The organism is Mesobacillus sp. ABV4_180, assembly GCF_056158485.1.
Map to the genome: position 1 here is coordinate 1,600,649 of NZ_JBSWTJ010000001.1, position 14,685 is coordinate 1,615,333.

At 41.2% G+C, this 14,685-nt stretch carries 14 protein-coding genes; 10 read left to right on the forward strand and 4 right to left on the reverse strand.

The annotated features are described in order from the left end of the window. Positions 1-12: 12 nt before the first annotated feature. On the forward strand, positions 13-426 hold the full coding sequence (gene zur, locus ACXAEA_RS07955) for a zinc uptake transcriptional repressor Zur (RefSeq protein WP_475095363.1): 414 nt from the start codon (positions 13-15) through the stop codon (positions 424-426). Positions 427-519: 93 nt separating this feature from the next. Here zur and ACXAEA_RS07960 read toward each other — a convergent pair whose 3' ends face one another. Next, positions 520-1,104: a hypothetical protein gene (locus tag ACXAEA_RS07960; RefSeq protein WP_475095364.1), complete on the reverse strand. Its 585-nt coding sequence runs from the start codon at positions 1,102-1,104 to the stop codon at positions 520-522. 430 nt (positions 1,105-1,534) lie between these two features. On the opposite strand from ACXAEA_RS07960, the gene ACXAEA_RS07965 reads away from it, so the two are divergent. Continuing rightward, entirely contained in the window at positions 1,535-1,888 is a 354-nt protein-coding gene (locus ACXAEA_RS07965) for a hypothetical protein (protein WP_475098077.1), read from the forward strand. 60 nt (positions 1,889-1,948) lie between these two features. Here ACXAEA_RS07965 and ispG read toward each other — a convergent pair whose 3' ends face one another. Both ispG and ACXAEA_RS07975 read right to left on the reverse strand, forming a co-directional pair. Further along, complete coding sequence (ispG, locus tag ACXAEA_RS07970) at positions 1,949-3,037, reverse strand: flavodoxin-dependent (E)-4-hydroxy-3-methylbut-2-enyl-diphosphate synthase (RefSeq protein WP_475098078.1); 1,089 nt, start codon at positions 3,035-3,037, stop codon at positions 1,949-1,951. 126 nt (positions 3,038-3,163) lie between these two features. Beyond that, positions 3,164-3,511 (reverse strand): LysM peptidoglycan-binding domain-containing protein, encoded by a 348-nt coding sequence (locus ACXAEA_RS07975; protein WP_475095365.1) that lies wholly within the window; start codon positions 3,509-3,511, stop codon positions 3,164-3,166. A gap of 365 nt (positions 3,512-3,876) precedes the next feature. Between ACXAEA_RS07975 and ACXAEA_RS07980 the strand changes: the two genes are divergently transcribed. Continuing rightward, positions 3,877-5,508: a Na/Pi cotransporter family protein gene (locus tag ACXAEA_RS07980; RefSeq protein WP_475095366.1), complete on the forward strand. Its 1,632-nt coding sequence runs from the start codon at positions 3,877-3,879 to the stop codon at positions 5,506-5,508. A 66-nt stretch (positions 5,509-5,574) separates the two neighbouring features. Continuing rightward, positions 5,575-6,057, forward strand: coding sequence for a DUF456 domain-containing protein (locus ACXAEA_RS07985; protein ID WP_475095367.1), 483 nt, complete (start codon positions 5,575-5,577; stop codon positions 6,055-6,057). A gap of 40 nt (positions 6,058-6,097) precedes the next feature. Here the strand turns inward: ACXAEA_RS07985 and ACXAEA_RS07990 are convergent, their stop codons facing one another. Further along, positions 6,098-6,790: a Crp/Fnr family transcriptional regulator gene (locus ACXAEA_RS07990; protein ID WP_475095368.1), complete on the reverse strand. Its 693-nt coding sequence runs from the start codon at positions 6,788-6,790 to the stop codon at positions 6,098-6,100. Between the two features lie 420 nt (positions 6,791-7,210). On the opposite strand from ACXAEA_RS07990, the gene ACXAEA_RS07995 reads away from it, so the two are divergent. From ACXAEA_RS07995 to pstA, 6 genes are all read left to right on the forward strand, one after another. After that, positions 7,211-7,819 carry a superoxide dismutase gene (locus tag ACXAEA_RS07995; protein WP_475095369.1) on the forward strand — a complete coding sequence of 203 codons (609 nt, stop codon included), beginning with the start codon at positions 7,211-7,213 and terminating at the stop codon, positions 7,817-7,819. Positions 7,820-7,960: 141 nt separating this feature from the next. Then, complete coding sequence (locus ACXAEA_RS08000) at positions 7,961-9,181, forward strand: MFS transporter (protein WP_475095370.1); 1,221 nt, start codon at positions 7,961-7,963, stop codon at positions 9,179-9,181. A gap of 163 nt (positions 9,182-9,344) precedes the next feature. Further along, entirely contained in the window at positions 9,345-11,525 is a 2,181-nt protein-coding gene (locus ACXAEA_RS08005) for a peptidoglycan D,D-transpeptidase FtsI family protein (RefSeq protein WP_475095371.1), read from the forward strand. A gap of 230 nt (positions 11,526-11,755) precedes the next feature. After that, the gene (locus tag ACXAEA_RS08010) at positions 11,756-12,709 is read left to right on the forward strand and encodes a PstS family phosphate ABC transporter substrate-binding protein (protein WP_475095372.1); all 954 of its coding nucleotides are present in this window, start codon (positions 11,756-11,758) and stop codon (positions 12,707-12,709) included. A 113-nt stretch (positions 12,710-12,822) separates the two neighbouring features. Continuing rightward, positions 12,823-13,797, forward strand: a complete 975-nt coding sequence (gene pstC / locus ACXAEA_RS08015) for a phosphate ABC transporter permease subunit PstC (RefSeq protein WP_475095373.1) — start codon at positions 12,823-12,825, stop codon at positions 13,795-13,797. A gap of 1 nt (position 13,798) precedes the next feature. After that, entirely contained in the window at positions 13,799-14,683 is an 885-nt protein-coding gene (gene pstA / locus ACXAEA_RS08020) for a phosphate ABC transporter permease PstA (RefSeq protein WP_475095374.1), read from the forward strand. Positions 14,684-14,685: the final 2 nt, after the last annotated feature.

Here is a 14,685-nt window from a genome sequence, read left to right on the forward strand (position 1 = left end):
GGGGTGAAGACCATGAATGTGAATGAAGCGATGACCCTTTTGAAGGAACAGGGTTACAAGCATACCGATAAACGGGAAGACATGCTTCAGCTGTTTGCTGAACATGATAAATATTTGACTGCGCGTGAAGTGCTGGAACAGATGAAGGGTAACTACCCAGGCCTAAGTTTTGATACGATTTATCGTAATCTAAGCGTGTTTGTCGAGCTAGGTATCCTAGAGATGACAGAATTGTCTGGGGAAAAGCATTTTCGCTTTACATGCTCTCACAAAGAGCATCATCATCATTTCATCTGCCTTGACTGCGGAAAGACGAAAGAAATTGATACTTGCCCAATGAGAAACATTGAAGCAAGCTTCAAAGGCTACGATATCTCTGGACATAAATTCGAAATTTACGGACGCTGCCCTGATTGTGTTCAATAAGATTGCCGAGACCGGAATTTAATCCGGTCTTTTTTTTATATAGTAGGAATATTAACTGGCAACCTTGAGATGGATTAACAAAAAAAACGGCCATTAAGACGGCCGTTTTAAATCATTTTTTATCCAATTTTGCACCCAATTCCTGGCTTCTGTCCAGCTATTCACGCGAATGACACCATCAGGAATCGGTTCCTGGTTATATGGAGTATTGAAGAGGATGACTGGGATGCTTAGTTCCTCGTGCAGATTGACAGCATTATCATGTTTATCCTCAAAGAAAATATCTACGCCATATCTCCTTGCGGCTTCGATTTTATCATGCGACCCAATCAAATGGATATCATTATAGATAAGTTCATTTGTTGTGAACCATTCTTTTGTTAAATCGAGCAAATGCGATCCTCTGGCGCTGATGAAGAATAGTTCATGTTCTTTTTCCCATTTTTTTAATACATCCTTTGCTCCTTGAGCCAAAGGTGAATTTGAGTAAATCACCGGCTCCATCTTCCTGAACCAGGCAGCAAATTCTTTTTCAGAAACGGTGACCAGGGGCATGAAGTCGTATTGCTTAATGTCTTCAAGTGTAATATTCAGATTAAATGCTTCATTTAGATAGGGTACAAATGTAGTTGGACATGTGACTGTTCCATCAATATCTATGCCAAAACGTTTTTTCATTCAGTCTGCTCCTTAACAAAGTATCTATCCTTAATCTTACCAAATGTTCAAAGCAGGCAAAAGGTTAACTTTTTTATGATATAAGGAAGTAAAAATATCACTTCGAGAATTGTCCAGTTTCAGCTTGCCAATGCGCTTGCGCTTTTTCTCATTAGTCAAACATTGCCATGATGAAATATCTCAAGGTCGTAAACAATAATAAATGCTCCACTAAAGAAAGCGAGGGATTATAGTGGCAGACCAAGAACGAAAACAGATTGGTACCGAATATATTACTGAACCTAAGCAGGATGTGATTACGTTGCGAGATGCTCGTGATGAAATCTATCAGGAAGAAACGGCAGCGGAAATTTATGCGCCTGTGCGTGATGAACACTACCAGGAAATGACTGCCATTGCAGAGGCTGGACGTGAAGATCATTACCAGAATATGACGGCGATCGCCGATTCTGGGCGCGAAGATCACTATCAGGAAATGACGGCTATTGCCAGACCTTCTCATGAAGAACGCTATCGTGAGGAAACGGCGGCCGAAATTGCAGCCCCTGTGCCTGCTATAAGAAGAAGGTCAGATGAAGAAAGTACAACTGGAGGAAGAGGGCTTGCATATTCAGCTCTTGCCCTTTCGATCTTGTCGCTGTTTATTTTACCAGTTCTTTTCGGAGCAGCTGGAATTGTGCTTGGCTTCATGGCCCGCCGACGAGGTTCCGCACTTGGAAGCTGGGCTATTGGAATCGGGGTAATTTCCATTCTAGTTGGCATCTTCATACTGCCGTTTTTTTAACGGCCGTTAAAAAAAAGAAGCCAAAAAAAATGCCCGGGATTTATTCCCGGGCATTCCTGTTTATTTTTGGAGTGCAGCTTCACGAAGCTTTTCCTCAGCAATTTTATCAATTTCTTTTTTAAGTTCCTCTACCATTGTTTCCTCAGGAACCTTGCGGACAATTTCTCCTTTACGGAATAGGAGCCCTTCCCCTCTTGCTCCGGCAATGCCGATATCAGCTTCGCGTGCTTCGCCCGGTCCGTTCACGGCACACCCAAGTACGGCAACCTTGATAGGAGCCTTAATCTTTGAGATGTATTCCTCAACCTCGTTGGCAATGCTGATCAAGTCAATTTCGATCCTTCCGCATGTCGGACATGAAATTAACGTTGCTGCATTGGCAGCAAGGCCAAATGATTTTAACAGCTCTCTTGCAACTTTCACTTCTTCAACTGGGTCTGCGCTTAGAGAAATCCTGACTGTGTTGCCGATTCCTTTGCTAAGAATTGCTCCAAGTCCAGCTGCACTTTTGACTGTGCCTGCAAATAAAGTTCCTGATTCTGTAATTCCAAGGTGAAGCGGATAATCAAAAGCTTTCGCTGCTTTTTCATATGCTTCAATTGCCAGGTTTACATCAGAAGCTTTCATTGAAACAATAATATTGTGGAAATCCAGGTCCTCAAGAATCTTAATATGGTGCAACGCGCTTTCTACCATTCCATCAGCTGTTGGGTATCCGTATTTCTCTAGAATTCGTCTTTCCAAGGAACCAGCATTTACGCCAATCCTGATTGGAATCCCGCGTTCTTTAGCGGCTTTTACTACAGCCTCCACCTTTTCGCGCTTGCCGATATTTCCTGGATTGATCCTGATTTTGTCAGCTCCGCCCTCGATTGCCTTAAGTGCCAGGCGGTAATCAAAATGGATATCAACAACCAGCGGAATATTGATTTGCTTCTTTATTTCCGGGATTGCGTTTGCTGCTCTTTCATCCGGGCAAGCAACACGGACAATCTGGCATCCCGCTTCTTCAAGTCGCTTGATTTCAGCAACAGTCGCTTCCACATCATGCGTCTTGGTTGTCGTCATGCTCTGGATGACAACTTCATTGTTGCCTCCGATTGTTAAGTTCCCCACCTTTATTGGCCGGGTTTTAGTACGATGTATAATTTCACTCAACGGTGATTCGCTCCTTTAAAAAATGGAATTCATGTAAATGTTCCTAAAGATGCACAACCCCATTTTATCAATCTTTTGTTCATATTGACAAGGAAAGACTTCATTTGTTAGCCTTTGCTAATTTTGATTGCTATAGTCCGGGAATTTATAGGTCTTGCCAAACTTGATGTTCTGGGGATCTGTCCCGCTGTTTAACTTTTTAAAGTCCTCTACCGCCTTTGAGACGGGTACGTCCATAGGGCTGTCTGAATTTCTGTCCAGTACCGAAAGGACGGTATCGCCAGGCTTAACTTCGTGCTCAAAATAAGGGATATCAACTTTTACTTTCGTTTTCTTCTCTACCTTTTCTATTTCTACTGTTTCAGCCTTTGGTTGAGTCACTGCCGGAAGAGTCCCAATGCTCATATCATTATATATTGCATAGCCTACAATCAATAGTATGAACAAACCTGCCAGTTTTTTCATAGGATCTTCCTCCTCAAACAGCTTTATATCATTATTTATGCAGGAGAAATAGAGTTAAGAACCTATTTAATAGATAAAATGAAATTTAGTATAGAGTTTTCGGAATGGACAGTAATCATGGTACTTATCAATTGCCAAGGATATTATTATATACAGGCTCTTTGATAGAATTATGTTCATTCTCTATTTAACAGTTAAAGAAGGAACGTGGAATTTATAATTCTTTGTAACATTTCTGTAACATTACTGGGGATTGTTAAGGTATTGTAAATTTAGAGCGTAAAGAGTTTACTTTTCATTAATGTTTACTTCATAATAATCAATGTTTGTAAAAGATTGTCGAAATAAATCTAGGGGTTGAAAAAATGGAATTGAATTTACAAGAAATGCTGTTTGAGTTCTTTGGTGGCCTTGGGATCTTTTTATACGGCATTAAATTCATGGGTGATGGTCTTCAGAAGTCAGCAGGGGATCGACTCCGTGATGTACTAGATCGATTTACGACCAATCCGGTAATGGGGGTTCTGGCTGGTCTGATCGTTACTGTATTGGTGCAGAGCAGTTCTGCTACCACTGTTATTACTGTAGGACTTGTTAGTGCAGGATTCATGACGCTGCGCCAGGCTATCGGGGTTATCATGGGCGCAAACATCGGTACAACAATTACAGCATTTATTATCGGTATTGATGTTGGTGAATATGCTCTGCCAATAATAGCTTTAGGTTCTATTCTTTTATTCTTCTTTAAAAATAAAAAGGTACATAATATTGGACAAATCGTGTTCGGTTTTGGTGCCTTATTCTATGGACTTGAATTGATGAGCGGAGGAATGAAGCCGCTTCGCAATCTTGAATCGTTCCATGAATTAACAATTGAGCTTAGCTCGAATCCGTTACTTGGGGTTGCCATTGGGACACTCTTTACTGTAATCGTTCAAAGTTCAAGTGCGACAATTGGAATTCTTCAAGGCTTGCATGCAGAAAACTTGATTAACCTCAATGGCGCTTTGCCAGTATTGTTTGGGGATAACATTGGCACAACCATCACTGCAGTACTAGCAGCAATCGGTACTTCAGTTGCGGCGAAAAGAGCGGCTGCCACTCATGTATTGTTCAATTTGATTGGTACAACAATCTTTTTGATATTATTAAAGCCGTTTACCGCTGTTATTGAGATTCTAAGAGACAATCTTTCACTGAATCCGGAAATGACGATTGCTTTTGCACACGGTATCTTTAACTCAACAAATACACTGATCCAATTGCCGTTTATAGCTGTTTTGGCATTGATTGTAACAAAACTGATTCCTGGTGAAGATTCTATCGTTGATTACAAGGCTCAGCACCTTGATCCAGTTTTCATCGAACAGTCACCATCAATTGCACTTGGCCAGGCCAAGGAAGAAGTTCTTCGCATGGGTAAGTTTGCATTAAAAGGTTTAGAAGAAACAAATGAATTCTTGAAGACAAAAAATACAAAGCATTCTTCGAATGCCTACCAGCTTGAGGAAGCAATCAATAATCTTGATCGTAAAATTACGGATTATCTAGTTGATTTAGCGACAAGCTCACTTTCAGAGCATGAGTCTGAAGAGCACAGTATGCTAATGGACACTGTTCGTGATATTGAAAGAATTGGCGATCACTTTGAAAATATCATTGAATTGATTGAATATCAGCAGGCAAATAAAGTGAAGATAACTGATAATGCAATGGAAGATCTGGAAACAATGTTCAACCTGACTGTCAGCACAGTAGATGAAGCCTTACAGGCATTGGATCAGAAGAATCTAGATGCTGCAAGAGCTGTTGTAAAGAAAGAAGCTGAAATTGACAGCATGGAACGTACGCTAAGAAAACAGCATATCCTTCGTATGAATGAAGGGGAGTGCTCTGGACAAGCAGGCATCGTCTTTGTTGACATCATCAGCAACCTAGAGCGAATCGGTGACCATGCAGTGAACATCGCGGAATACGTTTTAGGAGATCAACAATAGTGGTAAAATGAAGCAAGGGGAAACCTTTGCTTCATTTTTTATTTCTTGAATAAGAAGGATGATGATATGGAATACATTTATTGGACGATTATTGGCGTGCTTTTTCTTGGTGCGTTTGCAAGCTTGGTCATTCCGATATTGCCAGGGGTGCTTTTTTTAGCAGGAGGATTCATTCTATATGGTGTATTTTTTACATTTGAACCATTTAACTGGCTATTTTGGACAGTACAAGGTTTGTTTGTTGCTTTGCTGTTTGGAGCGGATTATATCGCCAACATCATCGGAGTCAAAAAATATGGAGGCAGTAAGGCTGGCGTATGGGGAAGTACGATAGGATTACTAGTAGGTCCTTTTGTCATTCCGATCTTTGGGATTCTTGTAGGCCCATTCCTGGGGGCGGCACTGGCAGAATTGATGGTCAATAAAAAGAGCTTGAATGATTCGATGAAAATTGGCTTTGGTTCGGTGGTTGGCTTTGTCAGCAGCGTCGTGACGAAAGGGCTCATCATGGCGATTATGCTCGGATACTTCTTGTTGCTTGTATTCTAATGAAAAAAATCGTGCTATACGGCACGATTTTTTTATCTGTTTAATTCAATCCGCAAATTTCAAATGAACAGTTCTGGCAGTCGACTTCTCTTTTTAAGTATGCGAGGTTCTTTACGGTGAATTTTAGCTGGTCGTAGGCGATAATGTCTTTTTCCCGCAATTCTTTTAACATTCTTTGAATGACCTCACGGGTGCCGTAAGTGAGATTGGCAAGCTCCTGGTGGGTGAGCGGAAGGTCAATCAGGATTCCCTCATCTGTCATGACGCCATAACTGTTGCAAAGGCGAATGAGAATTGAATACAAACCGCCTTTTTTTCCGTTCATGATTAAATCCTGACACTTCATCTGAGCTTTCAGGTACCTCGTGCTCAGCCAATTGACAAGAGCATTCATTGCATACTCTTCATTTAAAATGAACTCTTCGAATTGCTCCCTCTTAATCATCAGGATTTCACAATCTGTGAGTGTCTTCGCAGAAAAATGATAGCGCGGTGCGTGCTTGAACAGTTCATATTCAATGATCATTTCTTCTCCATTCAGGATTTTTAGAATGAATTCCTTTCCCTTCATATGGACCCTGCCGACAGATACACTGCCGCTCAGGATGAGGTAAACATTCTGCACAATATCATCTTCCTGAAAAAGCAAAGAGTCAGCTTTGATTTTTTGAATCGTTTCTTTATCAATGAAATTTTGTAAAAATAAACTATATAATGATATATTTTTGTCCATCAGGATCGTCTCCTTATATGCCTCTCTACACTTTGATTTAAAAGAATTGTTGTTACCATGTCAATGATGTTTTGGTATTAAATGGAAGGCGTTTCGAGTTGATGCGACTTAAATCGTTGACAGAAAAGCATTCTTGCAATATTGACGATTTAATGAAACTTTGATTAAGGGCTAGTCGATATTTTTTATGGGGGACAAAAAAACAGGCAGGCTAAAATAGGAAATAGCTAATTTGCAATGCCATGTGAATATATTTAAAATGATTTGGGAATTTTAAATGCGTTGGAACGAGCATTTTATTTGAAACGATTACCGGACTTTGGTAATCTAATCATGAAGCACTTTTAGAACGATTCTAATATCTGAATTGTTAGATAGATTTGTTCTTGAGTGAAACACGATACATAGGAGGATGTTAAAATGGGATTTGAATTACCACAATTACCTTATGCATATGATGCACTTGAGCCACACATCGACAAGGAAACAATGAATATTCACCACACTAAGCATCACAACACTTACGTAACAAACCTGAACAACGCTTTGGAAGGAAACGAAGAGCTTCTTTCTAAATCTGTAGAGGAAGTTGTGTCAAACCTTGATGCGGTTCCTGAAGCAGTGCGTACTGCAGTTCGCAACAATGGTGGCGGTCATGCTAACCACACACTATTCTGGGAAGTGATTTCTCCAAATGGTGGCGGTGAGCCTGCTGGAGAACTGGCAGAAGCAATCAACTCTAAATTTGGCGGATTCGAAGGCTTCAAAGAAGAGTTCTCAAAAGCTGCAACTACTCGTTTCGGTTCAGGCTGGGCATGGCTTGTCGTCAACAACGGTGAGCTGGAAGTAACAAGCACTCCTAACCAGGACTCTCCACTAATGGAAGGCAAGACACCGATTCTTGGACTTGATGTTTGGGAGCATGCATACTACTTGAATTACCAGAACAGAAGACCAGAATACATCGGTGCTTTCTGGAACGTTGTTAACTGGGATGAAGTTAACAAGCGTTATACTTCTGCAAAATAATCCAGATGAAATGCCTGAGGCTGCAATTGATTGCAGCCTCTTTTTTATGTTCGAATCTCCTGTATCCGAAATGGCACACCGAAAACTGAATAACCCCCTTTACTTTGTCAGAAACTACCCTAGAGAAAAGGGGAGTAGATCATGAGCAAAGTAAAGAAATTATTAGGAGACATCGAGCTGACAAAGGATTTAATGCTCCTATTGATTATTGGGGGACTATACTCATTGAGCATTGCCCTTTCTAACACCTTCGTCAATATTTATTTATGGAAGCAATCTGGCGAATTGGCAGACCTGGGTATGTATAATCTGTCAATTGTCATTGCCCAGCCATTAACATTCATCCTTGCAGGAAGATGGGCAAAAAAAGTCGATAGAGTCATCGTGCTTCGCATAGGCGTGATTTTTTTGGCTTTCTTTTATGTAACTGTCTTGCTGGTCGGCACTAAAGCATCTGATTACCTGTTTATCCTTGGGGGACTGCTGGGAATTGGATATGGCTTTTACTGGCTTGCCTTCAACGTCCTTACATTTGAGATCACTGAGCCTGAAACGCGTGATTTTTTTAATGGTTTTTTAGGGATACTCGGGTCAGTAGGAGGGATGATTGGGCCTGTTGCAGCAGGATTCATCATATCTAAACTTGAAAAATTCACAGGCTACACTGTTGTATTCGGACTTTCATTAGGATTGTTTACCATGGCTGTTTTCCTGAGTTTTTTCTTGAAGCGGAGGCCAGCGCACGGAAGGTACTGGTTTCAGAGGATCATTACCGAAAGAAAGCATGATAAAAATTGGCGGATGATTACGAATGCTCATTTCTTTCAGGGGCTTAGGGAAGGTGTTTTTGTTTTTATCGTTTCTGTCTTTGTTTTTATCGCCACTGACAGTGAAATGGCCCTGGGCACTTACGGACTGATCAACTCGGGAATCTCATTTCTTGCTTACTTTTTTGTTTCACGCATGCTAAAAAAAGAAAACAGGAAAAAAGCTATTTTTGCAGGTGGATTAATCCTCTTTTTTGCCATCTTCCTGCTTGTTTTTGAGCTAAGCTACTTCCGTCTGCTGTTATATGCGGCTCTGATCGCAGTTGCTTATCCACTGCTCCTCGTCCCTTATGCTTCAATGACCTACGATGTGATTGGGAGAGGATGGAAAGCTGCTGAAATGAGAATCGAATATATTGTAGTAAGAGAGATCTTCCTGAATCTCGGAAGGATCTTTTCAATCTTGTTGTTCCTTGGCTCAATCACTGTATTTAATGAAGAAAGAGTTATTCCGATTCTTCTTGTAGTCCTTGGCAGCGGGCATACGCTTATTTATTTTTGCATAAGGCAGATTCAATTAAAAGTTCCAGCCTGACCGGGAGCATTCCCGGTTTTTCTATGGGGAAAATTAGAGTGATTAAAATGAGAATAATGGAAAAATTTTCTGCCAGTTTTTATTGATAGAAAAAGGTGCCTGATTTCGTTAAAATAAAAGTTAGTGCTTATACATGGACACAGACTGAAGAGGTGGGAGAGGCTTGAATAATAAGAAGAAAAAGAAGACGCATGTGCCATTCAGGCTGAATATGGTATTTTTTGCAGTGTTTTTGTTATTCTCAATGCTGATTTTAAGACTGGGCATTGTTCAAATCGTATATGGTGAGGATTTTAAGAGGGAAATTGAACGGACGGAGGATATAACCGTCAATAATCCGGTACCCAGAGGAAAAATGTATGACCGGAATATGAAAACCATCGTTGATAATACACCAAGCAAGGCGATTACTTATACAAAGAGCCAGAGTACTGAAACGAAGGAAATGCTGATGATCGCTGAACGCCTTGCAAAATTGATATCAAAGGATTCAGAGGAAGATTTAAAGAAAGTACGAGAGCGTGATAAAAAGGATTACTGGATCTTACGAAACGAAGAGCGCGCCAAACTAAAAATCAAAGAAGAGGAATGGGCCCTTTATGACGAAAAAAAGCTGGACGACAAAGCAATTTATAACCTCCAGCTCGACCGTATCACTAAAAACGAACTCGATGAACTCTCTAAAGAAGATATGGAGATTCTTGCAATATTCCGTGAATTGATCAGCGGATATGCGTTGTCGCCGCAAATTGTTAAGAAAGACGTAACGCCTGAAGAGTTCGCGATTGTCAGTGAAAATCTGGAAATGCTTCCTGGTGTAGATACCACGACAGACTGGGAGCGCCACTACGCATTTGACAAAACGCTTAAATCGATTTTGGGCAAGGTAAGTGATTCTGAAAAAGGTTTGCCGAAAGAAAAACTTGAGTATTACCTTTCACGTGGGTACAGCCGAAATGACAGAGTAGGCTTAAGTTATATTGAGCAGCAATATGAAGATGTACTCCATGGCCAAAAGGCTAAGGTGAAAAACATCACCGACAAAGCAGGCAATGTTCTTGATACGAATGTAATAACTGAAGGTCAGCGCGGCAAAGATCTTGTGCTTACCATTGACATGGATCTTCAGTTGGCTGTTGAGAAAATTATTGAAGAAGAATTATCTAACGCGAAGCAGCAGCCAAGGACAGGCTTGCTGGACAGGGCATTCGTTGTACTGATGGACCCAAACACCGGTGAAGTCCTTACGCTTGCAGGAAAGCAAATCGTAAGAGATGAAGACACAGGCAAAGCAGTCATGCAGGATTTTGCGAGCGGCAACTTCACGACATCCTATAACGTTGGCTCCGCTGTAAAGGGGGCTACCATCCTGACTGGCTTCAAAACAGGTGCGATCAGTCCAGGAACTCAGTTTTATGATACACCGATAAAAATCAAAGGAACAAATCCGAAAAAATCCTGGAAGGCTGGATTGGGAACACTTGATGACCGCAATGCCCTGAAAGTGTCCTCAAACGTCTATATGTTCAGGACTGCCATAAACATCGGTAAAGGAAATTATAAGTATGATCAGCCGTTATACCTGGAACCTGAAGCATTTGATACAATGAGGAATTACTTTAGCCAATTTGGTCTTGGAACACGGACAGGAATCGATCTTCCTAACGAAATGGTTGGATTCAAAGGCTCAGAAAGACGGCCTGGTCTTTTGCTTGACTTTGCGATTGGTCAGTACGATACTTATACACCATTACAGCTTGCACAGTATGTTTCAACGATCGCCAATGGCGGCAACAGGCTTCAGCCAAGGATTGTCAGAGAAATCCGCGAGCCTGTCATGAAGAATAATGAAGTTGGCCCAGTGATGAGTGAAATCGAACCTGTGATCCTTAATAAAGTCGACGCTGAACCTGGTTGGTTTGAACGCGTGCAGGAAGGCTTCAGAAGGGTGATGCAGGAAAGAGGCGGTACTGCTTATGGAACATTTTACACTGCTGATTATAAACCCGCAGGTAAGACCGGTACTGCACAGGCTTTTTACGATGGGCCTCAAAGAAGTAAATATGATAAGCCTCCTGAAGTGATGAACTTGAGCCTGGTTGCATATGCTCCTAATGAGAATCCTGAGATTGCCATGGCAGTAATGGTTCCATGGGCATATGAAGGCAACCAGGGACACCATGCCAATAACGATATCGGACGCAGGGTACTGGATACCTATTTTGAACTGAAGAAAAAGCGAATGGAAGGGAATATGAATCCCGAACAGCCCGTCCAGGAAATTGAGAGAAAAGAAGAAGGAACTGAACTTCTTGACGAGATTGAAGAAGAAATCGAACAATAAGAATTAGTTGAACTGTCCCTTTTGGGGCAGTTTTTTTTTGATTTGGCTGGGTATACTATCTTCAACCGACAATCCTGTTTGTATTACCATTTCTCTGCATATTTACACATGAAGCATCCGAATTTACAAAACCTTTACATTCAGTTAAAACAACGTTAAAAGAAAAGCTTTATTCTTGGACTGTAGGACAAAACAACCAAACAACCACATCTCGTAGGGGGAATTAAGGAATGAAGAGTCTTAAAAAAATGAGTCTGTTTTTAATGCTCGCAGCTGTCATGGTATTCACTGCAGCTTGTGGAGGCGGAGATAACGAAGGCGGAAACGGTGAAGAACTGGAAGGCAGTGTAGTCATCGACGGTTCTGGTACAGTTTATCCATTCATGGCACGCATGGCTGAAAACTATATGGGTGAACAAGAAAATGTATCTGTAGAAGTTAGCCGCTCCGGAACTTCAGCAGGCTTCAAGAAATTCCTTGCTAAAGACGGTACTGACTACAACGATGCTTCACGTTCAATCAAGGACGAGGAAAAAGCCAAAGCAGAAGAGCTTGGCATCGAAGTACAGGAAATGAAGGTTGCACTTGACGGTATCACAATCGTCATTAATAAAGATAATGATTGGGCTTCAGAGCTGACTGAACAAGAAGTGAAAGATATTTTCCTTGCTAGCGCAGAAAAGAAAAAATGGTCTGATGTCCGTGCTGATTTCCCGGATGAAGAAATCAAGACTTACGGCCCTAATGAAAATCACGGAACTTACGAATTCATGTTTGAAACAATCCTTGAAGAGCAAGATCTTCCTGAGGACATTAATTTGCAGCAAGACTACTCAACTCTAGTAGATCTTGTTTCTAAAGATAAGAACGCAATTGGATTCTTCGGTTATGGTTATTACGAAAGCAACAAAGACAAGCTTTCTGCAGTGAAAGTTGATTTCGGCAAAGGCCCTGTTGAGCCGTCACTGGACACAATTAAAGAAGATGGCGATTATGCACCATTCACTCGCCCTGTGTTCACATATTTGAATGTAAATAATGCAAAAGAAAAGCCACAAGTACTGGATTATGCTATTTACACAATGAACAATGCGCAGGATGTTGCGAAAGAGACTGGTTTCGCACCATTATCTGACGAGGATGTAAAAGCTGCTCTTGATGCCTTAAATGGCTTAAAGAAGTAAACCTTTACCACGAGGAGATGAGAGGTCTAACCTTCTCATCTTCTTGCGTGTGAATATGTTATTTTTTGTTTCCTTGGGTAATATAAGGAAAAGTTCTTCCTTGGATGAGAAGGATGAAAGGGGTTTTTCGCGTGGCAAAAAGCGTTGTTCAAGATCACAGCAAAAAGTTGAATGTACGTGAAATCATACAGGAAAAGAAAAAGACGAAAAGCATCAACAATACAACTGAAAAATTAATACCAAAAATATTATTTGGAATTGCAGCGATCTCAGTTTTTACGACAATTGGTATTGTACTTACTTTATTAACAGAAACAATCTCTTTTTTTAAAGCTGTTCCATTCATAGATTTCTTCACTGGAACTCAATTAAAGCCATTGGGAGAAAATGCAGTCTTTGGCGTATTGCCCCTTCTGACAGGAACTTTAATTTCTACAGTGATCGCAATGCTTGTTGCCATACCGATTGGGTTAATGACAGCGATTTTCCTGAGCGAATATGCTACTGAGAAAACACGCAGAATGTTAAAGCCAATTCTGGAGATTCTGGCGGGCATTCCTACTATTGTATATGGTTTCTTTGCTTTTACTTTTGTAACACCATTATTGAGATCTTTTATTCCTGGCCTTGAACCGACAAATATCTTGAGCCCCGGTATTGTAATGGGGATCATGATCATTCCGATGGTCGCATCATTATCGGAGGATGCGATGAGTTCTGTGCCGAATGCCATGAGGGAAGGTGCATTGGCACTTGGTGCAACAAAGCTTGAAGTAACTTGGAAGGTCGTTATTCCTGCTGCGATTTCAGGGATCATCGCGTCATTCGTACTTGGAATTTCAAGGGCGATTGGCGAAACAATGATTGTTGCGATTGCCAGTGGAAGTTCAAAGAACTTCACTTTCGATGTTACACAATCCATGCAGACAATGACGGCTTATATTGTTGAAGTAACAGGCGGCGAAGCGGCTGCCGGCACAACATTATATTACAGTCTTTATGCTGTAGCGATGACTTTGTTTGTGTTCACACTGATCATGAACCTTGTAGCTCAGTATATCTCTCGCAAGTTCAGGGAGGAATATTAAGATGAAATATGTAGATTCGACACAAGTCCAGAAGAAGATGGGTTCCAGATTATTTGCAAACAATCTGGCAAAAGGACTTTTCTTACTGGCAACACTTTTCGGCCTGATCGTATTAGTTGTTTTGATTTACCGAGTATTAAAGGACGGATTACCGTGGATCAACATAGATTTCCTGACAAACCGCCTTTCAACTGATCCAGGTAGAGCAGGTATCTGGGGAGCGATAATGGGTACCCTCTGGCTGATGCTCGTTGTCGCACCAGTAACGATGATCCTGGGGATTGGTACTGCAATATATCTAGAAGAATATGCAACAAAGGGGCGCATTTCCACCTTTATAAAAACAAATATCTCGAATCTTGCAGGTGTACCTTCTGTAGTATTTGGTATATTAGGCTTGACAGTGTTCGCAAGAGCTCTGGATTTAGGTTCTGTCGTGCTTGCCGGTGGTTTGACCATGGCCTTGCTTGTTCTTCCGGTTGTAGTAGTGGCGAGCCAGGAAGCAATTCGCGCAGTGCCGCAATTTCTGCGGGAAGCTTCTTACGGGATGGGTGCTACAAAATGGCAGACGATCAAAAATGTTGTTTTGCCGGCTGCATTGCCCGGAATCCTTACTGGTGTCATTCTAGCTCTATCACGTGCGATTGGTGAAACCGCGCCGCTTGTAGTAATCGGCATTCCTGCATTGTTAATCCCTGTCCCAGATGGAATTTTTGATAAATTCACGATTTTGCCAGTGCAAATTTATTACTGGACAATTGACTCAGCACTTGTTGCTGAATATGCCAACCTGGCGGCTGCAACAATTGTGATACTCTTACTCGTATTGTTTGTGATGAACTCAATTGCCATTTTGATTCGTAATAAATTCCAAAAAAGATATTAGTC

Bases quoted from the DNA above. Each gene is read 5' to 3' on its own strand.
- ACXAEA_RS08000 (WP_475095370.1), top strand. From the start codon at position 7,961: ATGAGCAAAGTAAAGAAATTATTAGGAGACATCGAGCTGACAAAGGAT.
- ACXAEA_RS07985 (WP_475095367.1), top strand. From the start codon at position 5,575: ATGGAATACATTTATTGGACGATTATTGGCGTGCTTTTTCTTGGTGCG.
- ACXAEA_RS07990 (WP_475095368.1), bottom strand. From the start codon at position 6,790: ATGGACAAAAATATATCATTATATAGTTTATTTTTACAAAATTTCATT.
- ACXAEA_RS07980 (WP_475095366.1), top strand. From the start codon at position 3,877: ATGGAATTGAATTTACAAGAAATGCTGTTTGAGTTCTTTGGTGGCCTT.
- ACXAEA_RS08010 (WP_475095372.1), top strand. From the start codon at position 11,756: ATGAAGAGTCTTAAAAAAATGAGTCTGTTTTTAATGCTCGCAGCTGTC.
- pstC (WP_475095373.1), top strand. From the start codon at position 12,823: ATGAAAGGGGTTTTTCGCGTGGCAAAAAGCGTTGTTCAAGATCACAGC.
- pstA (WP_475095374.1), top strand. From the start codon at position 13,799: ATGAAATATGTAGATTCGACACAAGTCCAGAAGAAGATGGGTTCCAGA.
- ACXAEA_RS07965 (WP_475098077.1), top strand. From the start codon at position 1,535: ATGACGGCGATCGCCGATTCTGGGCGCGAAGATCACTATCAGGAAATG.
- zur (WP_475095363.1), top strand. From the start codon at position 13: ATGAATGTGAATGAAGCGATGACCCTTTTGAAGGAACAGGGTTACAAG.
- ACXAEA_RS07960 (WP_475095364.1), bottom strand. From the start codon at position 1,104: ATGAAAAAACGTTTTGGCATAGATATTGATGGAACAGTCACATGTCCA.
- ACXAEA_RS07975 (WP_475095365.1), bottom strand. From the start codon at position 3,511: ATGAAAAAACTGGCAGGTTTGTTCATACTATTGATTGTAGGCTATGCA.
- ACXAEA_RS07995 (WP_475095369.1), top strand. From the start codon at position 7,211: ATGGGATTTGAATTACCACAATTACCTTATGCATATGATGCACTTGAG.